Raw genomic sequence first — 21,750 nt, 5'->3', positions numbered from 1 at the left:
CGACTCCAATGGCGAAACGATTCATCTCAACTTGGTCACAGATCGCCCGGGGAAGCGTTCCTGGTGTTGACAGCGCCGCATGACGCATGTCAAACTCAAAACAATGAATCGTTTCAACCTCAGTGTGGAGGTGGTCGCGTGCAACGCGAAGCTATTCAGCCGATTATCTCAGTCCGCCATGCAGTGAAGAAGTACGGGAACTTCGTCGCCATGGGGGACGGGTGCATCGAGCTGTACCCCGGCGAGATTCATGCTCTCGCGGGAGAAAATGGGGCGGGGAAATCCACGCTTGTTAAAGTACTAGCCGGAATCCATCAGCCCAACGCCGGCGAAGTCCTCGTCAACGGCGAGCCCGTTTCGTTCCACAGCCCGGCCGAATCCAAGGCCGCGGGCATCTCCGTCATCTACCAGGAACCCACCCTCTTCCCCGATCTGTCGGTCGCGGAGAATATCTACATCGGGCGCCAGCCCACCGGCGCGCTCAATATGATCGACCACGCGAAGATGCGCCAAGACGCACAGGAGCTCTTCGATCGACTGGAAGTCGATATCGATCCCGCGCGCCCCGCTGAGGGATTGTCGATCGCGGATCAGCAGATCCTGGAGATCGCCAAAGCCATCTCCCTCGACGCCAAAGTGCTCATCATGGACGAGCCCACTGCAGCGCTGTCCGGACACGAGGTCGAGCGCCTCTTCACGATCGCGAAGTCCTTGAGGGACCGGGGCGCGGCGCTCATGTTCATCTCTCACCGAATGGAAGAGATCTTCGAGTTGTGCGATCGGATCACCATCATGCGGGACGGGCGCTATGTCTCGACGCGTATGCTCTCCGAGACGAATAACGCCGAACTCGTGCGCGACATGGTCGGTCGCGATGTCGAACAGCTCTTCCCCAAACTCGACGCAGAGATCGGCGACACGATCCTCACGGTCACCGGCCTGACCCGGACCGGCGTTTTCCGCGATGTTTCCTTCGAGGTGCACGCGGGTGAGATCGTCGGCCTCGCGGGACTCGTCGGTGCGGGCAGGTCCGAAGTCGCCCGCGCGATCATGGGCATCGACTCGGTCGATGCCGGCGGCGTCAACGTCTTCGGCGAGCCCCTCAAACTGGGCGACACCACCGCCGCCATTAAAGCGGGCCTGGGCTTCGTGCCCGAGGACCGGCGCAAACAGGGACTCGTCATGGAGTTGTCCGTGTTGCGCAATACCGCGCTCACCCTTCGCAACAAGCTCGCCACGTGGGGCATCATCAGCGCCAAGAACGAGGCCGAGGCAGCAGCTGAATGGTCGCGCAAACTCGAGGTGAAGACCGCGAGCCAACGCGAGCCCGTCTCCTCACTGTCGGGCGGCAACCAGCAGAAAGTCGTCCTCGCCAAGTGGCTCGCCACGGATCCGCGGATCCTCATCGTGGACGAACCGACGCGCGGCATTGACGTCGGGACCAAAGCAGAAGTGCACCGCCTCTTGTCCGCACTCGCCCAGTCCGGAGTCGGGATCGTCATGATCTCCTCCGAGCTGCCCGAAGTCCTGGGAATGGCGGATCGTGTGATCGTCATGTGCGAGGGCGTCGTGACGGGTGAATTCTCGCGAGACGAGGCGAATGCGGAGAACGTAATGACCGCGGCTACCGACCATGTGAAGGCGGCATCATGACTACCACTGACACCGCGCGGCCCACCGTGCTGGCCCGCCTCAAGCGCATATTCGGCATCCGCGAAATGCCGGTCATCGTCGCCCTCATCGCACTCATCATCATCACCTGGGTGATCAACCCGCGCTTCTTGACCTCCCAGGGCGTCAAAGACCTCTTCCTCAATGCGACGATCGCCATGCTCATGGCGGCCGGACAGTCCCTCATCATCTCCACCGAGGGCGTGGACCTGTCCGTCGGGTCGATCCTGGGCTTCTCCGCCTTCTTCACAGGAGTCCTCTTCGCCTCCTCCGACTCCATGCCGATCATCGTCGTATTCATCGCGGGCACACTGCTGGGGGCCCTGCTCGGCGCGATCAACGGGGTACTGGTGACGAAGGCGAAAGTGCCGGCCATGGTCATCACCCTGGGAACCCTCTACGTATTCAGAGGGGCGCTCAACTGGTGGGCCGGATCGACCCAGTACTTCGCGGGCGACCGTCCTCAGGCCTTCGGTGATCTGGGAGTCGCAACGCTCTTCGGCTTCCCCGTCCTCACCCTGCTCGCCGTGGTCGTCATCGTCATCGTGTCGCTGTACCAGCGCTTCGCCCGATCGGGCCGCGACCTCTACGCGATCGGCTCTGATCGCGAGGCCGCAGCGGTCTACGGTATCCCCGTCGCCAAACGCGTCTTCGCGGCATTCGTCGCCAACGGCGCCCTCGTCGGCCTCGGCGGGGTCTTATACGCCTCGCGCTTCAACTCGGTCGGCGCAACGACCGGCACCGGCATGGAACTCGACATCGTCGCGGCCTGCGTCGTCGGCGGCGTCGCAATGACCGGCGGCGTCGGCATCGCCTACGGCGCGGCCATAGGCGCGCTTCTCCTCAACACCATCACATCGGCGCTCACCGCGGTCGGAGTGGACAAATTCTGGCAGAAAGCGGTGGTCGGCGCCCTCATCATCGTCGCCATCGTCATGGACCGTGTCTCCACCATCCGCCGCAAAGAGGCGCTACGAAAGCAAGGAGGGGCACAGTGAGCACCCCGACCACTACCGTCTCCCGCCCGAAAAGCGATCTCATGTCGCGAATCGCAGCATCGCGCGATGTAAAAATGGTGCTGATCCTGGCGGCGGCGATCATCCTCGCACTGATCTTCGTGCCCCGCTTCGGCCAGCCCCGCACACTCACGTACCTCACGCTCGACGTCACGGCGACGCTCCTCATGGCGCTGTCGATGACGCTGGTCATGATCAATGCGGATATCGACCTGTCGGTCGCATCGATCGCCGGACTCGTCTCGGCCTCGATGGGCGTCCTCATCCAATCGGGAACGCCGTTGTGGGTGACGATCTTCATCTGCCTGGCTATCGGCATCGTCTGCGGGGCGTTCAATGCTGCAATGACCGCATATGTCGGCCTGCCCGCGCTCGCGGTCACCATCGGCACACTCGCCCTGTACAGGGGCCTGGCGCTGGTCGTCATCGGCGATCAGTCGATATCGGCATTCCCCGAATGGGCGACGTCCTTCGTCACCGGATCCTTCGGAAGCACCGGCATCCCCTATGTCGTCATCCCGCTCATCGTCTTCGTCCTCGCATTCTGGATCCTGCTCAACAAGACCCCCTACGGGCGCGGACTCTTCGCGCTGGGATACTCCCAAGAGGCTGCCCGCTTCGTCGGTATCAACACGAAGCGATCGCGCCTCATCGCACTGATCCTATCGGGATTCATGTCCGCCATCGCGGGGATCTTCTGGACCCTGCGCTACTCGGCGGCCAAATCCGACAATCTCGAGGGCCTCGAACTCACCGTCATCGCCGCGATCGTCTTCGGCGGCGTATCGGTCTTCGGCGGAAAGGGCTCCATCTGGGGCTCCGTCTGCGGTGTCTTCACGGTCGGCGTCCTCAACTACGCCCTCCGCCTCAACCGGATTCCGGAGGTCGTCCTCGTGATGATCACCGGTCTGCTCCTCATCGCATCGGTGGTGGCCCCGTCGGTGGTCACCGCGTGGAAGGAATGGCGCTCGAAGAGGCGACCTGAATCATCTCAACCGACACCAACCCCCAATACTGGCGCAGTGCGCGCCTGAAAGGAAGACAACGATGTCTCGTCTCAACCGCGGCCTCACTGCCGCATTCGGAGCCATGTTCGTCATGGCCTCCCTTTCCCTGGATGCCTGCTCGGGCGGCGATTCCGCATCTGACGGCTCCTCTGCAACCGGCTCCACATCAACGGCTGCATCTGCCGACGGCTCGTACGACGTCTCCGACGCGACCATCACCTTCATTCCCAAGCAGCTCAACAACCCCTTTTCCGATGTCATGCTCAGCGGCGGGAAGAACGCGGCCGAAGAACTGGGATTCGCTGAGAATAACGTCGTCGGTCCTCTTGAGGCCTCGTCCTCGTCGCAGGTCTCCTTCATCAACTCGGAGGTCCAGGCGGGCACGAATGTCATCGTCATCGCCGCGAACGACCCCGATGCGGTGTGCCCGGCCCTCAAGGATGCGCGCAAAGCCGGCTCCAAGGTCGTGACCTTCGATTCAGATGCCGCTGCGGACTGCCGCGATCTGTTCATCAACCAGGTCGAGTCGAAGCAGGTGGCGCTGACGATGCTGGAGATGGTCTCCGAGCAGATCGGCGGCTCGGGCGACATCGCGATCCTGTCGGCCACGGCAACCGCGGCGAACCAGAACACCTGGATCCAGTACATGGAAGAGGAGATCGCCTCCAACTCCAAGTACTCCGGTATCAACATCGTCGCCAAGGTGTACGGCGACGACGATGACACGAAGTCCTTCCAGGAGGCGCAGGGCCTCATCCAGGCGAACCCCAACCTCAAGGCTATCGTCGCCCCCACGACGGTCGGCATTGCCGCGACCGCGCGCTACCTGTCGACCTCGGAGTACAAGGGCAAGATCGTGCTGACCGGCCTCGGGCTTCCCAATGAGATGCGCTCCTTCGTCAAGGACGGCACCGTTACGGAGTTCGGCCTGTGGGATCCCGCTCAGCTCGGCTACGTCGCCGCTTACGCGGGCGCGGCCCTTCAGTCCGGGGCGATCACCGGTGCCGTCGGCGATACCTTTGTCGCGGGCGAACTCGGCAAGCGCACCGTTGAAGAGGGCGGCATCGTCGTCGTCGGCGATCCGGTCCGGTTCAATGCGGAGAACATTGACGACTACGACTTCTGATCCATCAGATGCATGAGATGCGGCGGTCGGGGAGTAACGATCCTGACCGCCGCATTTGTACAATACGGATTGTTCATTGACATGATGAAACGTTTCATTTTATGCTGGGAAACAGCAGATCCCTATTCGATGACGAAGGAGGACCAGTGAGCGACAGCCCCGATCTTCATGCGATTCTCGCAACAACCGACCAGGCGTCCCCGACGCGGCAGTGCTTTCTCCTCAGGGTCCGTTCCGACCGGCTCGCCGAGTACGTCGACGTGCATCAGAGAGTCTGGGCGCAAATGCGCGATGCCCTCACCCGGGCGGGATGGCGCAACTACTCCCTCTTCCTCGAAGAGAAGACCGGCCTCGTCGTCGGATACTTCGAATCCGACGACGTCAACGCGGCTCAGCGCGCCATGGCGGCCAACGACGTCAACACCCGCTGGCAAGAGGCCATGGCCCAATACTTCCAGCCCGACGGCGGAGACGCTCAGATCCTCTCCCAATACTTTTACCTGCCCTGACCCGGGCGCACTCGCCTCAACCATTCACGAAGGACATATCATGGTTACTCTGTCAGACCTCACGCCCGAACAACACCGCCTCCTCGCCGAACAGACCATCGAGGTCCCCTCATGGGCGTACGGGAACTCCGGCACCCGCTTCAAGGTCTTCGCCACCGTCGGCACCCCGCGCGACCCCTTCGAGAAGATCGCCGATGCCGCTGAGGTCCACCGCTACACCGGCCTCGCCCCCCGGGTCTCCCTCCACATCCCGTGGGACCTCGTCGAGGACTTCGCGAAGTTGCGCGAGTACGCGGAAGGGCTGGGAGTCCGGCTCGGCACGATCAACTCGAATGTCTTCCAGGACAACGACTACAAGTTCGGCTCGCTGACCAACACGGATGAGACGATCCGCGCCAAAGCCATCGCCCACCACATCGACTGCATCGACGTCATGCGCGCCACCGGATCCTCGACGCTGAAGATCTGGCTGCCCGACGGCACGAACTACCCCGGACAGGACTCCATGCGCGTGCGCCAGGAACTCCTCGCAGACTCCCTCAGCCAGATCTACGCCGCCCTCGACGACGATCAACAGCTCCTCCTCGAATACAAATTCTTCGAACCGTACTTCTACACCACGGACATCCCCGATTGGGGCACCGCTCTCGGCCACGTCCTCGCCCTGGGCGAGCGGGCCGTCGTCTGCCTCGACACCGGCCACCACGCGCCCGGCACGAATATCGAGTTCATCGTCATGCAACTGCTGCGCGCCGGACGCCTCGGCGCCTTCGACTTCAATTCGCGCTTCTACGCAGACGACGACCTCATCGTCGGCGCGGCCGACCCGTTCCAGCTGTTCCGCATCATGCGGGAGATCGTCGCGGCCAATGCTCTCGACAAGGACTCGGGCGTGAACTTCATGCTCGACCAGTGCCACAACCTCGAAGAGAAGATCCCCGGCCAGATCCGCTCCGTCCTCAACGTCCAGGAGGCGACCGCCAAGGCGCTCCTCGTCGACGAAGAGGCCCTCAATGCCGCACAGCTCAACCACGATGTCATCGCCGCAAACGACATCCTCATGGACGCGTTCTGGACCGATGTCCGCCCCCTCCTGCGCGAACTACGAGAAGAGAAGGGCCTTGATCCGGAGCCGCTCGCCGCATTCACGCGCTCCGGCTACCTCGCAAGAATTGCTGAGGAACGCGTCGGCGGGCAGCAGGCGAGCTGGGGAGCCTGATTCCCACCCCATCGACGAGAGCGGAGCCGCCGATCGGGGGTGCCGCACGGCAGGCGGCCCCGCCCTCGTCATTCCCATTCACGTGCACCCCCTGATCGGCGCAAAGGAGCAGCGATGAACAACAGCGAACCCGTCCACATCGGCGCCGTCGACCTCGGCGCATCCTCGGGGCGCGTCATGGTCGCGACCCTGGCGGGTGGGCGCGTTGAACTCACCGAGATCCGCCGCTTCCGCAATGGGCCGGTCAGTCTGCCCACCATGCGCGGGCCGCGCCTCCACTGGGATGTGCTGCGCCTGTGGGAGGAGATCGTCGCGAGCCTTATCGAGGGGGCGAGGCGGGTGGGTCCGCTCAGCGCGATCGGCATCGATACGTGGGCGGTGGACTACGGGTTGCTCAACGCCGCGGGGGCGCTGCGCGGCCAGGTCGCCTCCTACCGCTGCGGACGCACCCGCGGCATTCCCGACGAGGTGTTCTCCAAGATCACCGCGCAGGAGTTCTACTCGACCAACGGCCTGCAGGTGCAGGACTTCAACACGGTGTTCCAACTCATTGCCGAATACCGCGAGGGCGGGCTGCCCGACGGGCACCAGCGCACGCTACTCATGCTGCCCGACCTCATCGCCTATTGGCTGACGGGCCAGCAGGTCATCGAGGTGACGAACGCGTCGACCACCGGCCTCATGGATGCGAGCACCCGCACCTGGTCCCCGCCCCTCTTAGAGGCCGTGAGACGCTCCTTCGAGGTGGACATCTCCCCGATCCTTCCGCGCATGGTCGAGGCCGGAACCCCCATCGGGGGCGTCCGCCCCGAGGTCGTGGAACTGTGCACGCCCTCCGGCGTGCCGACCCCGGTGGTCGCAGTGGGAACCCACGACACGGCCTCTGCCGTCGCAGCCGTTCCGGCATCGCCCCCTGCACCTGGGGTGGGGCCGGACTTCGCGTACATCTCCTGTGGGACATGGTCCCTCGTCGGCCTCGAATTGCCTGAGCCGGTCCTATCCGAGGCGTCGCGGGAAGCGAATTTCACCAATGAGCTCGGCGTGGACCGCACGGTGCGCTACCTGAAGAACGTCATGGGCCTGTGGGTGTTCAACGAGGCCGTGCGCACCTGGCGCGAACAGGGTCACGAGGCGGGGTTTGCTGAGCTGGACGCGGCTGCTGCGGCCAGCGAGCCCCTGCGCACGGTGGTCGACATCGATGATTCGATCTTCTTCGCACCGGGGGATATGGCGGCCCGCATCGACGCTTTCGCTCTCGCCAGCGGACAGCCGATCCCGCGCAATCTTGGCGAGTATGTGCGCTGCATTGATGACTCCCTCGCCTTGGCTTATCGTCGCGCTGTGCGACAAGCTGGTGAGCTGGCGGGCGTTGAGGTGGCAACCGTGCACATGGTGGGCGGCGGCATTCGCAACCGTCTGCTGTGCCAGCTGGCCGCCGACGCTACGGGCCTGCCGGTCGTCGCTGGCCCCGAAGAGGCGACGACCCTGGGCAATGTCCTGGTGGCGGCCCGTGGCGCAAGTCTATTGGAAGGTTCTTTGTCGGATTTGCGTGAGATCGTGCGAGCCTCCACCGACATGCGCCGCTACGAGCCCGCAGGCGGCGCTGACCCGCATGCCCGTGCCGCCGAGGCGGCCCGTTGGGACGAGGCCGAGAAGCGCGCCTTTGGCTGAGTGATGGGAGGGAGTGCGAGCAGGCGTCCAGTGGCATGCGCTCTGACTCGTCGAAATCTGAAGAGCTTGAATGGTTGTTGAAATGGGGTAACGCTTCATTCAGTCGTTATTCAGTCAATTCAGTCACTCAAGTGAAGTGAATCTGCTAGGGTGACACCGTCGGAAGGATGGTGTCATGGCCAGGATCTTGGATTTCGTCAGTGCTCGCGGAGCGATCATGAGGCTCAAGGGTCTCTCCCAACAGAACTTCGCTGCTCTTAAGGCGATCGTCGAGATGCTTGACGCAGACGGTTTCGTCAGTGTCGCTGACCTGTTCGAGAAGCTCTACCCGTACGAGAATAAACTTGCGAACCTCAACCGCGGCCTGAATCGTCTGATCAGTGCAGTCAACAAGGCCGCCAAAGAACAGAACTTGGCATTGTCCATGTGCGTCACCGCTGCCAAGAGTGGAGGACCGGCAGCCCGAAGGGTGTGGTTCGAGGGCCCTGATCTCGAAGCTCCACAGTTCGATACCGATACCTTGAGGGCTATCCCTGAGGGGCAACTCGCAGAATAGAGGGCAGTAGAGAGTGGAGCGCCTACGGTGGTGCTGCTGACCTTCAATCCGAACGAGACTCGGGCTGTGTGGCGGGAATTCACGGGCAGCGAGGAAGAACCGGCTCATCGCGTTCCTCGCGGAGGACGGAGCTACTTCCACTTGGGTGAATTCGGTGGAGTGCAGGTCATCCATGCCATTTCGAAGCAGACCACCGGGGAGGCCCAACAGGCGGCCGTGGAAGCGGTACAACACTGGAATCCCACTGAAGTCTACGCAGTGGGAATCGCCTTCGGCATCAATCCTGACAAGCAGAACATCGGTGATGTTCTCGTAAGTACTGCTGTCCTCAACTACATGCATGTCCGAGTTGAACCGAGTGGGGAGCTCACTCTCAGGGCGACGCCGAGGAATGCCTCCGAAGCCCTGCTTCGACGGGTACTTGAGTTGGAACATGCTCGTGCTGGGGAGGATGGTTGGCCGACGATCCATAAGGGCATCGTGGTCAGCGGTGATCCCTTGGTCGACAATGAGAGCTATCGAAATGCCTTGAAAGCACTGCATTCCCAAGTTGTGGGTGGCGAGATGGAGGGTTCTGGTATTGAGCTCGCTTGCCGGGAAGCGGTTCGATGGCTGGTGGTCAAGGGGATCTGTGACTGGGGCGCAGGCAAGAACAATTCTTACAAGGAGCGAGATCAGATAGTCGCAGCCAGGCAAGCCGCCAAAGTTGTCCGTGCCATCATCGAGCGAGGACCAGGTGAGTCGCCGCGAGGATACCGCCCCCTGCTGAGCCCGACGGTTGCCACGATGGGGAAGTTCGATGAGGTTCTCAAGCAAGGTCGCATTATCGAAGACCCGCGGGCGGCAGCCCTGAGCTTGGACAAGCAGGATCCTGCCCCCAACGCCGAGGCAGGAAGGCCGGTCCTCGAAGCTCTCATGGAGTGGGTGTCGGATCCAGAGGCAGGGCAGTTCTTTGCATTGCTCGGAGAATACGGAATGGGCAAGACAGTGACCTCTCAACGTCTGGCAACAGAATTGGAGAAGAGACGTGAGACCGATCCGACTCTGCCGATGCCGCTGTACTTCGACTTCAAGCGGATCAAGAGTGTTGAGGATGCGTCCTCACTGAGGTCAACCGTGGAGACCTGCATGCGCGACGGCTGGCTCCCCAAGGAGTCGGAGTACTACACATGGGAGCGGTTCGTCAGTTGGCTTGCCTCAGTTCCGTGCTTGGTGATCTTCGACGGTCTTGATGAGCTGCTGGTCAAGTTCGATGAACGTGTAGGAGTTGGCTTCACCCAGCAACTTCTCGGCGTGATCGACGTGGTGCCTACGGAGCTGAGGTCTCAAACGAAGGTGATGCTCACCTGTCGAACGCAGTACTTCCCAACCTTGAGGGCGCAGCGGAACCATTTTCTCCTCCGAGATCGTGGCGATGTTGTTGCCGACACCTATCGGGCGATGACCCTTCTGCCATTGACTGAGGAACAAGTGCGCACCTATCTGGGAGCAGCCGTTCCTTCGATTCCAGTCGATGCGGTGATGGAGACAGTCAGAGGAATTCACAACCTGAGCGAACTCTCGGAGCGACCGTACACGCTCAAGCTCATCTCAAAACAGGTCCCTGAACTCGAGCGAAAACGCGCTGCCGGAGAAGCTGCATCCGGAGCCACCCTCTACGGATTGATGACAGAGGAGTGGCTGGACCGTGATGACCAGAAACACTACATCGCGCGCGAGCACAAGCCGCGATTGGTTGCTTCCTTGGCGGCCTACCTGTGGCGTTCGGGAACCACACTTTTGCCCGTCTCAGACCTCCACGACTGGTTCCATGAGTGGGTATCAGGAGATGCCAGCCTCCAAAGGCGCTACGCGGGTGCCGACATAGAACGTTTGGAGGAGGACCTCCGAACGGCGACATTCCTGAGCCGCGAAGACGCTCCTGACGAAGGATTCCGCTTTGCGCACACTTCTCTGTTGGAGTACTTCCTAGCTCTGCATCTCGCTGAGTCAGCAAGACGGAACGAGCCGGAGGGTTGGGCGATCAGCGTGCCGAGCCGAGAGACGCTCACCTTCCTCGGCGAGCTCTTCCAGGACGAGTATTCGGATGCTCTGAGGAACGTCACGCGTTGGCGTACCACCTACCGACCGAAGGTCAGTGAGCTTCTCGTCGGCTATGCGCTTCATGCGCGTCAACATGGGCTGCCCGTTCCGGTTTTACGAGGCATCAATCTCAATGGTGCCCACCTGGATGACCTCGTGGTACAAGGTAGCGAAGGGGCGTTGATCGACCTCAGCGGAGCGAGTTTTGTCGGTACTTCGCTTCGACGTGCCGTCTTCGAGAACGTGAACCTGAACCGGACCAACTTTACGGATGCGCGCTTGGCTCAAGCGACCTTCGCGAGTACTCGACATAAAGGTGCGCTGTGGCCGGTTGACAGCTCATCAGCGGCCTGGGTCGCTCCGAAGATCTCGGGGAAGAATCTGTTGATGCAGGGTGGCATTCTCAACCCACTAGTCGACTGTCACAATGTGGCGGTGTCGGCCGATGGGTCGCGTGTGGTCACCGGGAGCATGGATGGGACTTTGCATGTGTGGGATGCGGACACCGGTGGAGTAGTGAGCGTGCTTGAGGGGCACGTGAACAGCGTAGATTCTGTTGCACTTTCTGCGGATGGGGCGCGTGTGGTCACCGGGAGTGGGGATTCAAGTGTGCGTGTGTGGGATGCGGACACCGGTGAGGTGATGAAGGTGCTTGAGGGCCACAGTGACGCCGTGTTGTCGGTGGCGGTGTCGGCGGATGGGTCGCGTGTGGTCACCGGAGAATGGGAGGGGACTGCGCGTGTGTGGGATGCGGATACTGGCAAGGTGATGTGCGTGTGTCGTGGCCACGCCAACAGAGTGTGGTCGGTGGCGGTGTCGGCGGATGGGTCGCGTGTAGTCACCGGGAGCGATGATCAGACTGCGCGTGTGTGGGATGCGGACACGGGTAAGGAGGTGAAAGTGCTTGAGGGCCATCGTGACACCGTGACATCGGTGGCGGTGTCGGCGGATGGGTCGCGTGTGGTCACCGGAAGCAGGGATCGGACTGCGCGTGTGTGGGATGCGGACACCGGTGACGTGACGAGCGTCTTGTCCGGCCACTACGGCTGGGTAACGTCGGTGGCGGTGTCGGCGGATGGGTCGCGTGTAGTCACGGGAAGCAGAGATGGGACTGCGCGTGTGTGGGATGCGGATACGGGTGAGGAAGTGAGTCTGCTTGAGGGTCACATTGACCGTGTAGAGTCGGTGGCGATGTCGACCGATGGGGCGCGTGTGGTCACCGGTAGCAGAGATGGGACTGCTCGTGTGTGGGATGCAGACACCGGTGGAGTGGTGAAAGTGCTTGAGGGCCATCGTGATTCCGTGTGGTCGGTGGCGGTGTCGGCGGATGGGGCGCGTGTGGTCACCGGGAGCAGGGATCGGACTGCGCGCGTGTGGGATGCGAACAATGGACAACCGCTGAGGACGACACTTCATACTCCCACAAAGCCGGGCTATCCCGCGGGCTTTGCCTCGTGGCGCCCGGGGGTTCCCATGATCGATGCGGTCGAGGGCGGAGCATGGCGCGACCTATGGATTCGTGACGACAACGGTCGCGTGAGTCGCCCGGTCATCCCCGGCGTATCCTACGCGCCCCCCGCGAGCTGACTCGGGTTGAGACCCTTCCCCGACCAGCACTGGGGCCCGGGCACCGTTTCTCAGCGGCGCCCGGGCCCCAGTCCGATCAGGGCAATGCCCTGGGATCACCTATTGGCACGTCGGCGCAGCATCATCCCCGCGCATCCCACCAGTGCCGCCGCCGTCAGGAGGAGTGCTGTGTCGGATGCCCCGGTGGAGGCGAGCCCGCCCTTGGCAGGAGTCTTCGAATCGCCCTCGCCATCGACTGTCCCGGATTCTGCGGGCGCTGCCTCCACGACGGTCAGCTCCGCCGAGGCCTCCACCCCCGCATCCTGGCTGAGCACGATCCGGTGAGACCCGAGCTCAGCATCGGAGGGAATCGTGAAACTAAAAGCCACCGAGCCCTCCGCGTCGGCAGGCGCCACACCGATGTCAACGGGATCGGAATGGAAACGCGCCGCGACCTCCATGCCGGAAGCAAAACCCGCGCCCGTAATGGTGATCGTCTGGCCGCGCTCAACCGTCATATCACTGAGGGCGACACTCGGGCGCAGCGTCGGCTCCGTCTGATCTACGCCGACCGCCGTTCGCAGCTGCACCGGGCCGACCATGCCCGCGGGCATCAACTCACTCGACCCGTGCAGCGCCTCATACGCCATGTACTGCGCGTTCGTCTCGGGATCGGACTGCCACGCCCGCTTGAGGCACACGCGGCGGTTGTTCTTCACCGGCTGCACCTCGACCTCAATGACATTGGCGCCGTCGACGAGGGCGTCGGAGATGTCCACCGTGAAGGGGGAGTGCACCAACTGCTTCTCGACAGCACTGCCGGTTCCCGGGTTCACTCGGACCGTCGCCGCGTAGTTCACCGTGCCCAGGTCGAGCAGGGCACCGCCCGATCGGACCTCCTCGGCATTCGACACCGTCAGCGTCATCCGATAGACGCCCGAATCGGCGACGCACGCGAGAGCGCCGTCGAGGACGCCGGGATCCGACCAGTCGCCGAGAACATCGGCACCGTCCTCGCCCCACGTCACCGTCGCCTCACCGCCGGGGGTCTGCGAACCGATATTGTCGGCCGTGACCTCCAGGGTGAAGCCGGTGAGGCCCAGTGACTGCTCGCCCGAGAAGACGGCGATCGACTCGGGGGCGCCCTCGCTCAGATCCTCTGCGGCGAAAGATACTCCCCGCGGTTCGCACACCAAACCGACGGCTCCGGCGGCCTCGAGGAACACCGGTGCCGAGCCCTGCGCCACCTCAGCCTCGTGGATCGTTCCATTGTCGATGTCCAGCCAGTAGCACGAGGCCGACTCGTCTGCGACCTCGATCGTCAACGCGGTCGGCATATCGGTCGACGTATTGCGGAAGTAAGCGAGCTCGCCGCCCTCGTCGAGACTGCGCCTATTGAAGCGGATCGAATCATTCGCGGCGTAGGAGATCGCCGCATTCGAATTCGCCTTGAGTTCGGACACCAGCGCATCCGTCGCAGTCAGGCCGCCCATGGCGTTGAACAATTCGACGGCGCGCGCATCCAGGGCCGCGTAGTCGCCGTCGGCGTATCCGGGCTGCGAAGCAACAGCGGTGGCGTGGAAGTAGATCGGCGCGCCCGCATCCGCCAGCGCCTTGAGGGCCTCAAGGGTGGCGACGGGGACGGACTGCGATTCGACGACGAGCGCGTCGTAGCGCACATTACCATTCGCCACCAGCTGAGAACCGGTCCAGGTCAGGCCCCCTTGGATCGTGTCGTCATTGATCATGTCCCACGCCAAGCCGTTCGTGTTGAGGGCCTCGGCGGTTTGGGCCATGGCCGAGCTTGAGCCCGCTCCGGCGCTCCCCAGGTCAACGTCTCCGAGCATCGGCTTGTACACGGCGACGTCGGCGCTGGGCGAGCCGAGCTGCATCGTGTAATTCGCGCGCGAGGCGTAGGCGTTGAGAGTGGGGAAGTAGGTGCTCAGCGGGTTCGTGGCTTCCATCGAGACGCCAATAGTCGGCCAGGCGCGCCAGCCCTCTTCGGGGAAGAGACCATCGTCCGAGGCGAGATCATCGGAGCCGTGGTAGGTGGCCGACAGTCCATGGTAGAAGAAGTTGTTGACTCCCGAGGTCGCCATGAGGTCGTAGCCGCGCTTGAGGAAGTCCGGGGTGACCGTGTAGGGGACCGAGCCGAGGGTAAAGACCTCGGAGGTCACCAGGTTCTTTCCGTACAGGTGGGCGCCGGAGGAGACCCTCTTGATGTTGTACTCGTTGAGACCCTCCGTCTCCGGGATGTCGACGAATTCGGCGGCACCGAGGATGTCAATCGGCGGGTTGTAGGCCTGCTGGCGGTAGACGATGCCGTAATCGGCCAGGGTCTGCGAGAAGGCACTCATGCCCTCGTGGAAGGCGGCGTTGAGCAGTTGCGCGTAGTCGTAGGACACGCGAGCGGCCTCGTCGTCGCTCAGGCCGGCAGACAGCAGGGAGACGTCCCCGCCGGAAAAGCGCGACAAGGAGAGGTCGGCCAAGCCCTCCGCCGCGTACTGATCCTTGATGGTTGGTGCCCCGTCGATGAGGAAGGATTCGCCGAAGAACTGGTAGAAGCTCGGGATGAACTTCGTGATGTCGTAGCCCAACAGCGCGGTGGACTGGGCTGCCGTTTGAACGACGGAGTTGTAGTGGGCGTCCGTGTAGAACTCGTAGGAGTCGTTGAAGGCGGCGCGGATGTCGCGCGAGTCGACGATCTGCCTGAGGCCCGCCTCTGATAGCCAGCCGTTGATCATGCGGGTGACGGCTCCGCCATCGAGGTGGTCGACGACCCGGTTGCGTCTGCCGGTCGTCGTGTTCTCAATGATCGAGTTGAGGCCGAAGGAGCCGGTGTTCGTCGAGTAGAGGGCGATGACCTCATAGGGGCCCGCTTCCATATCCGAGGTGTCGAGGTCGACGGTGGTCGCCCCTGTGGCGGGATAGAGGACCGTCGCATTCGCCAGGTCGACGACCGTCTGATTCGGATAGGTGATGACGGTGGACAGGTCGGCCGACAGGCTCTGGTTATTCGTCGTCAGGGCCTCGCCCTCGTCAGTGATGCGGGCGATGATGACGGCGGAGAGCTGCGCATTGTCGGCGTCCCACTCGGCGAAGTCGAAGCCGAACTTCTCAGTCGCGAAGATCGGGGAGGCCTCGACTTCGGGGATCGTCAGCGTCATGGGCGCGTCGGGGGAGACATCGATGCTCTGTCTCCCCAGGGCCATCGTGGCCTGGGAGTCCTCGAGGGCGACCGAATCGTCGTTGGCGAGGTAGCCGGAGCCGATATTGAGGTCGACGGTGATGCCGATCTCATTGGCGCGGGCGATGACCGCGTCAAGTTTGTCGAAGTATTCGGGCGACTCGTAGGACGCGATCTGGTCGGTGTCGTATCCCAGGCCCGCCGAGTCGTAGAAGTAGCCGGTGGTGGTGCCATTGCCCGTGAGGAAGCCCTTCGAGAAGGCGACGATCTCGACGGCGCCGAAGCCATTGTCGTGCAGGTACTCCACTTGGGCGACGAGGTCCTCGGTGGTCGCACCATTGCCGGGCCACCACCAGCGCACGCCGGGCCGATAGGTGATGTCGGGGTTCGCGAATCGGATCGGGTCCACACTCGGGGTGGCATCCGGTGCGGCGAGGGCGGGGGCGCCGACCGTGATCAGTGCGAGGGGCAGGGCGGTCAGCGTCGCAAGGACGCCGATTATGCGGGTGCGCGGCGAAATCATGGTTCCTCCGTTGGAATGAAGAGGCCCTCAGGCCTTCTTGGCGACCGAGCGTCGATAGGCCTCGGCCTCCCAGTTCTCAATGAAGTGGCGCTCGCGCTCATTCATGACGCGCACCCGTCCCAGCCGGTCGGCGTCGTGTGCGACGCGCAGCGCGTCGAGGTACGTGGCGAGGGCGTTATCGGCTGTGTCGGTGTCCTCGCCTGCGGCGACGACGAACTGTCCGGGCACGACGGCGATGATGGGAAGGCGGCCGTGAGCGGACTGGAAGGCCGCGACTGCGGAGGCCACGTCCTCTGCAGAATCCGTGGCCCGCAGGATCACGGGGAAGGAGCCCGCGTAGACGATCTGATCGGGGATGAGCGGACCGTAAGAGACGGGGCCTGCATCGAGATGCGAGGCGCTGCGCGCATACCCGTCGGCGGACACGGCAACCGCTTCGGCGCCGACTGCGGCGCGGAAGGATTGCGCGACCCCGCCCTTCAGGTCGACGGGAGCGACGGCCTCGTCTGCGGCTGCGGGTTCGGGGGAGGCGTCGATCGCTCGGCGGATGGAGTCGGTGAGGAAATGGACGCGCTCGGCGACCTCGTCGTAGGTCGCGCCCGACACGATGATGCCGTGGTTGCCGAGCAGGACGATCGACGGTGCGGGTCGGCCGGTGCGGGAGGCGTGAGCGTCCCGCGCTTCTTCGACGCCGCGAGCCAGCGGGATGCCCGGATCGATGTAGTCGACCCATACGGCGTCGTCGCCGAGGATTTCGCGCGCAAGTTCGGCGCCTTTCTCATTGCAGGTCACGGCATTCGCCGTCAGGGGGTGCAGGTGAAGGACGAGCGGATCGGCGATGAGGGCGTGGAAGAGGATCTCGACGCTCGGGCGGCGTCCGTGAGCATCGCCCACCTGCGCCTTGGCGGCCGCGGCGCGCACAGGGTCTCCCTCGACCTCCTCGTCGGAGTGGAGCGCATCGAGGAGGACGTCGATGCGCAGGGGGACGAGGTCCTCCGCTTGGAGAGTCGCCAGGGGGACGCCGCTGGGCTTGATGTGGAGGATGCCGTTGAGCTTGACGGATGCGTTCCCGCCGCCGGCGCGGGAGAACTCTGTGTTCCCGCCGATTTCGTTGGCGAGGGCGATGAGTTGGGTGGTGAGGTCGGTCATGACGGGATCCCTTCGACAGTGAAGAGTGAAACGATTCATAACTGAGAGTATGGGACCCGTCTGCGGGTGTCAACGATTCTTAAAGAGATGGGGAGATCGTTCAGCGGGCATGGTGAGACGATTCATAGGAAGCCTCCAGCGATCGCAACACCCCTACGAAGCCATTCGAGGCGAGGAGTTTCCGGAGAGTCTCGTCGGAGGTTTCTCAGTATTCGATATCTGTGCCAATGGTGAAGAACTGGCTGGATGTAGCCGATTATGCCGATGTGTTGCCCTGAAAATGCGATGATTCCGCTGCTCGGAGCGATCAAGGGGTGAGGGGCGGCGCCTGTGTGACGAGTAGCGAGAATGAAACTATTCATTGACAGGTTTTCCAGGCACGGGCATGATGTGAATCCATCGGACCAACGCCCGTGCGAGTCGCCGACAGTGCAACACCACCACCGGCAACGCACCTTTTCCTCGCACACATCGACGACGATGTGATCGCGGTGGACACGCGTCCCCTCGTGGGGATCGCCATAACGAAACATCCTGTCAATGATGAACGGATAGCCGTATGTCCTCGTCCCTCCATACGCTCCTCACGCGGAGCATCGTCCTCGTCGCAGCAGCGGCCTTCGGCGCGGGAACCCTCATATGCGGTCCTGCTGTTGCTGATTCTGGTGTGTTGACGGTGGTGGATCCGCGGGTGGATCATGCGTCGTCTCCGATTCTGGTGGAGGACGCTCCGGTGTTTTCGTGGCGGTCGGAGTCGGGGGTGCGCGGTGCTGTTCAGTCGGCGTATCGGGTGGTGGTGTCTGATGCTGGTGGTGTGGTGTGGGATTCGGGGAAGGTGGAGTCCTCGTCGAGTATTGATGTCGTCTATGGGGGTGCTGAGCTTGCTGCGATGAGTGAGTACTCGTGGACTGTGACGGTGTGGGACGGCCAGGGCCATGCGTCGGATCCTGTGACTTCTGTGTTCCGTACGGGTCTGCGCTCTACTGATGGTGTGACGAACTGGGGCGGCGCCCAATGGATCACCCAGACCCGCCAAGACCCCACATACGAGGACGACCGCCTCCTCGCCGTCGCCTACGAAATCAGCGCAGATGTCACCGACATCGACGGCGGTGCCGGCTTCACCTGGGCGGGAATGGACGACGACTATGTCCTTGCGCGCATCTATCACCACGACGGCGCATGGCGCCTCGGACTCTACGAGGGCGACGCGAATGGCATCACCCCATTCGCCCGCGACAACTCAGCAGAGGAAGATGCTGCCTCTCCCCGGGGGTACAGACCCGTCGCCGTTGACGTGGAACTCGACCGGTCGTTCGACCCCTCAGCGATCCACACTCTGAAGGTCGCAGTCGCGGGATCAGAGATCTTCTACGGCGGTAACATTTCGCCATTCGCCATCGCACAGGACTGGACGATCAGCCTGGACGGCAGCGATCTCGCGACCTTCTCCTTGCCCGACTACGCGGGCACCATCCGCCTCGGCCGACTGGGCTTCTACAACCCCGAGGGACAATCCGCGAAATATTCGAATATCGTCATCAACCGGACCTCGCCGAGTCGAACAGACGGGATCATCAATGAGACGACCGACGCGCTGGGCGCGGCCCCGGCCTCGTCGATATTCGCCGGAGTCGACGGCGCGACCATTGCCGACGGGTGGATCACCGTCACCGACGCCATTGCGGCAGAACCGATGGATCCGGTCGGAGACCCTCTCTTCCGGAAAGAATTCACCCTCCGAGGCGGAGTGGCGAGCGCTCAGCTCTACGCCACCGCCCGCGGCGCATACGAGGCCCGGATCAACGGTAAGCGAGTCGGTGACCAATACCTCGCCCCCGGCTACACCGACTTCAACGAGTCCATCCTGTACCAGGCCTACGACGTCACCGACATGCTGACCCGCGGCAGCAACGCCATCGGGTTCAGTGTCGGGGACGGATGGTACTCCGGTGTGAATGCCGCAATGCTCAAGCCCTACGGCGCACAGCCTTCGGTCATGGCGATGTTGCGAATCGTCTACGAGGACGGCTCTGTGGAGAACATCATCACCGACGACACGTGGAGATACTCGCCGGATTCTCCGATCCTCGAATCGAACCTCATCCACGGTGAGAACTACGACGCGAATCGCGAACCCGCTCTCGAGGGCTGGTCGACCGCGGGATTCAACGAATCGACATGGGCAGAACCGGGAATCGCCGAGCGCCCCGAGGCAGCCGTCCGGGGCAACCAGGACGCCGCGATTACCGTCGTTGACGAGATTGCTCCGATCAGTCGCAACGTCGACGTTAACGGCAATATCGTCTTCGACTTCGGACAAAACCTCGTCGGAAACGTTCGCGTCGCAGTGTCGGGAGCCCCCGGCTCCACCATGGAACTCCACTACGGCGAAGCCCTCAATGACAGCTCTCTGGGCGCCGACGGTCCCAAGGGGACTGTGTACAACATCAACTACCGCAGCGCGAAGGTCACCGACTACTACACGCTCGGGGCATCTGGATCGGGGACATTCCAACCGACGTTCACATTCCACGGCTTCCGCTACTTGCAAGTGAGCGGCTACGACGGTTTCGATCCGAACGCTATTGGAATCGATGACGTCAGAGCAGTGGTCCTGTCCTCAGCCAAGGACATCACCATGTCCTTCGAATCATCCAACGAGGGACTCAACCAGCTTCACTCGAACACCGTGTGGGGCCTGCGCGGCAACTTCCTGTCCATCCCCACAGACACCCCCGCCCGCGATGAGCGGCTCGGATGGATGGGCGACGCACAGGTCTTCGCGTCGACCGCCGTCATGACCGCAGACGTGCAGAGCTTCTTTAACAAGTGGCTCTCCGTCGACCTCATCGACGCGCAAGTCGACGGCTACTACCCCCTCTTCGCTCCCAACGCGTTTTTCGCGAAGGGGAACCGAACAGCCGGTGGGACGACGAACGCCTGGCACGATGCGGGGATCATCGTCACCTATGCGGCCTATCAGGCCTACGGGGACACCGACCTCGTGCGGACGAATTACGGGGCGATGAAAGCCTATGAGCGCCGACTCGTCGGCAACGCCCGTGGCGGCCTCGCCGATCACCTGTCGCTCGTGGAAACCGACTCCGCCCTCGTCCTCGAGGCCTACCGGGTGCGCGTCCTCGAAATGATTGCTGAAATGGCGGCAGCCATCGGTGAAACCGCAGACGCGGAGGAATTCACCGCACAAGCCGCCGCCTTCCGCGAACAATTCATCGCGACGTACTTCCCGGACGGAACGGGAATCCTGCAAGGGGACAAGCGGGCGACACAAACCGGCTACTCCCTCGCCCTGAACTTCGGCCTCGTCCCGGCCGGACACGAAGTCGAGGCGGCAGCCGAACTCGCGGCACTGACCAAGAACACCGCGGGGGAGTCCGCCCTCAACACCGGATTCCTCGGCACCCCGAACATCCTCCCCGCACTCTCAGACAACGGGGAAACGGATGCCGCATACGACCTGGTGCTCTCCCATGCGTACCCGTCGTGGCTATACACAGTCGATCAGGGGGCGACGACCTTCTGGGAGCGGTGGAACTCCTACACGAAGGACGCAGGGTTCGGTCCTGCGACGATGAATTCCTTCAACCACTACGCGTATGGCGCGGTGTCGAAGTGGATCTACAACACTGTCGCGGGCATCAATGCCGATCCCGCATCGCCCGGTTTCCAACATGTGGTGCTGGCGCCGCGCATTGATGATGATGGTCGTGTGATGTGGGCGAAGGGCGTCTTCGATTCGCCCTATGGCGTGATCGGATCGCGGTGGAGTGTCGACGATGACGGGGCATTGACGTATCGGGTGGAGGTTCCGGCGAATGCGTCGGCAACGGTCAAGTTCCCTGGTCTTGGCGATGGTGACACTGTGTACGAGGGCGAGGTCGTGGCCTCCGCCGCTGAGGGTGTGACTCTCGTGGGGATTGAGGGTGGGGTCGCAACCCTTGAGGTGGGGTCGGGGTCGTATGTGTTCACCGTGGGTGCGGCGCCTGTAGTGTCGTTGGCGGTGGATCCTGCACACGTGCGTCAGGGTGAATCGGTGACGGTATCGGGTGGGGGCTTCGTCCCCGGTGCGGTGGTGACGCTGACGGCGCATTCGGATCCGGTGGTGATCGCGGATGTGACTGTGGACGAGGCCGGAGGTGTGTCCGCGGTGTGGAGCGTGCCCTCCGACTTCCCCGTGGGGCAGCACCGAGTGATCGCCTCTGACGAGGCGGGGGTCGAGTTGGCCAGTGCGTCCGTGGTCGTAGTCGCAGCAGATGCTGATGTTGTTCCGCCCGGAGGCGGCGATGCTCCATCCGATGGGGCAGGTCCCGGGACCCTCCCCGGTGGTGGTTTGTCGAAGACCGGTGCCAGTGTCGTCGGTGTTCTCGTGACTGCTCTTATCGTCGGCGCAGTCGGACTCGCCCTCACCCGACGCAGGCGAGCACAGAGTTGATCCGAGGGCGGC

General features: G+C 63.0%; 12 protein-coding genes. 10 read left to right on the top strand and 2 right to left on the bottom strand.

The window, feature by feature from the left end; translation table 11 throughout:
- The first annotated feature begins 138 nt into the window (after window positions 1–138).
- The 9 genes from BQ7471_RS07575 (at window position 139) to BQ7471_RS07535 (ending at window position 12,444) form a co-directional block, all read left to right on the top strand.
- Window positions 139–1,653, top strand: a complete 1,515-nt coding sequence (locus BQ7471_RS07575; RefSeq protein WP_076465334.1) for a sugar ABC transporter ATP-binding protein — start codon at window positions 139–141, stop codon at window positions 1,651–1,653.
- The gene (locus tag BQ7471_RS07570) at window positions 1,650–2,669 is read left to right on the top strand and encodes an ABC transporter permease (RefSeq protein WP_076465333.1); all 1,020 of its coding nucleotides are present in this window, start codon (window positions 1,650–1,652) and stop codon (window positions 2,667–2,669) included. Before BQ7471_RS07575 ends, BQ7471_RS07570 begins: the two co-directional genes overlap by 4 nt.
- Window positions 2,666–3,721: an ABC transporter permease gene (locus tag BQ7471_RS07565; RefSeq protein WP_235821265.1), complete on the top strand. Its 1,056-nt coding sequence runs from the start codon at window positions 2,666–2,668 to the stop codon at window positions 3,719–3,721. The genes BQ7471_RS07570 and BQ7471_RS07565 overlap by 4 nt, the downstream gene beginning before the upstream one ends.
- Window positions 3,722–3,734: 13 nt before the next feature.
- Window positions 3,735–4,820: a rhamnose ABC transporter substrate-binding protein gene (gene rhaS / locus BQ7471_RS07560; RefSeq protein WP_076465331.1), complete on the top strand. Its 1,086-nt coding sequence runs from the start codon at window positions 3,735–3,737 to the stop codon at window positions 4,818–4,820.
- Between the two features lie 146 nt (window positions 4,821–4,966).
- The gene (locus BQ7471_RS07555) at window positions 4,967–5,329 is read left to right on the top strand and encodes an L-rhamnose mutarotase (RefSeq protein ID WP_076465330.1); all 363 of its coding nucleotides are present in this window, start codon (window positions 4,967–4,969) and stop codon (window positions 5,327–5,329) included.
- 40 nt (window positions 5,330–5,369) lie between these two features.
- Window positions 5,370–6,548, top strand: coding sequence for an L-rhamnose isomerase (rhaI, locus tag BQ7471_RS07550; protein WP_076465328.1), 1,179 nt, complete (start codon window positions 5,370–5,372; stop codon window positions 6,546–6,548).
- A gap of 114 nt (window positions 6,549–6,662) precedes the next feature.
- Window positions 6,663–8,219 (top strand): rhamnulokinase, encoded by a 1,557-nt coding sequence (locus BQ7471_RS07545; protein WP_076465327.1) that lies wholly within the window; start codon window positions 6,663–6,665, stop codon window positions 8,217–8,219.
- A gap of 175 nt (window positions 8,220–8,394) precedes the next feature.
- On the top strand, window positions 8,395–8,775 hold the full coding sequence (locus BQ7471_RS07540; RefSeq protein ID WP_076465325.1) for a hypothetical protein: 381 nt from the start codon (window positions 8,395–8,397) through the stop codon (window positions 8,773–8,775).
- Window positions 8,776–9,561: 786 nt separating this feature from the next.
- Window positions 9,562–12,444 (top strand): NACHT and WD40 repeat domain-containing protein, encoded by a 2,883-nt coding sequence (locus BQ7471_RS07535; protein ID WP_235821264.1) that lies wholly within the window; start codon window positions 9,562–9,564, stop codon window positions 12,442–12,444.
- Between the two features lie 95 nt (window positions 12,445–12,539).
- Here BQ7471_RS07535 and BQ7471_RS07530 read toward each other — a convergent pair whose 3' ends face one another.
- Both BQ7471_RS07530 and BQ7471_RS07525 read right to left on the bottom strand, forming a co-directional pair.
- The gene (locus BQ7471_RS07530) at window positions 12,540–16,133 is read right to left on the bottom strand and encodes a glycosyl hydrolase (RefSeq protein ID WP_076465321.1); all 3,594 of its coding nucleotides are present in this window, start codon (window positions 16,131–16,133) and stop codon (window positions 12,540–12,542) included.
- A gap of 27 nt (window positions 16,134–16,160) precedes the next feature.
- On the bottom strand, window positions 16,161–17,282 hold the full coding sequence (locus tag BQ7471_RS07525; RefSeq protein ID WP_235821263.1) for a class II aldolase/adducin family protein: 1,122 nt from the start codon (window positions 17,280–17,282) through the stop codon (window positions 16,161–16,163).
- A gap of 559 nt (window positions 17,283–17,841) precedes the next feature.
- On the opposite strand from BQ7471_RS07525, the gene BQ7471_RS07520 reads away from it, so the two are divergent.
- On the top strand, window positions 17,842–21,738 hold the full coding sequence (locus BQ7471_RS07520; RefSeq protein ID WP_076465318.1) for an alpha-L-rhamnosidase: 3,897 nt from the start codon (window positions 17,842–17,844) through the stop codon (window positions 21,736–21,738).
- Window positions 21,739–21,750: the final 12 nt, after the last annotated feature.

The organism is Actinomyces mediterranea, assembly GCF_900155595.1.
Lineage (GTDB): Bacteria > Actinomycetota > Actinomycetes > Actinomycetales > Actinomycetaceae > Pauljensenia > Pauljensenia mediterranea.
Note: the sequence above shows the minus strand (reverse complement) of the source record. Positions and strands in the feature narration are given on the sequence as shown.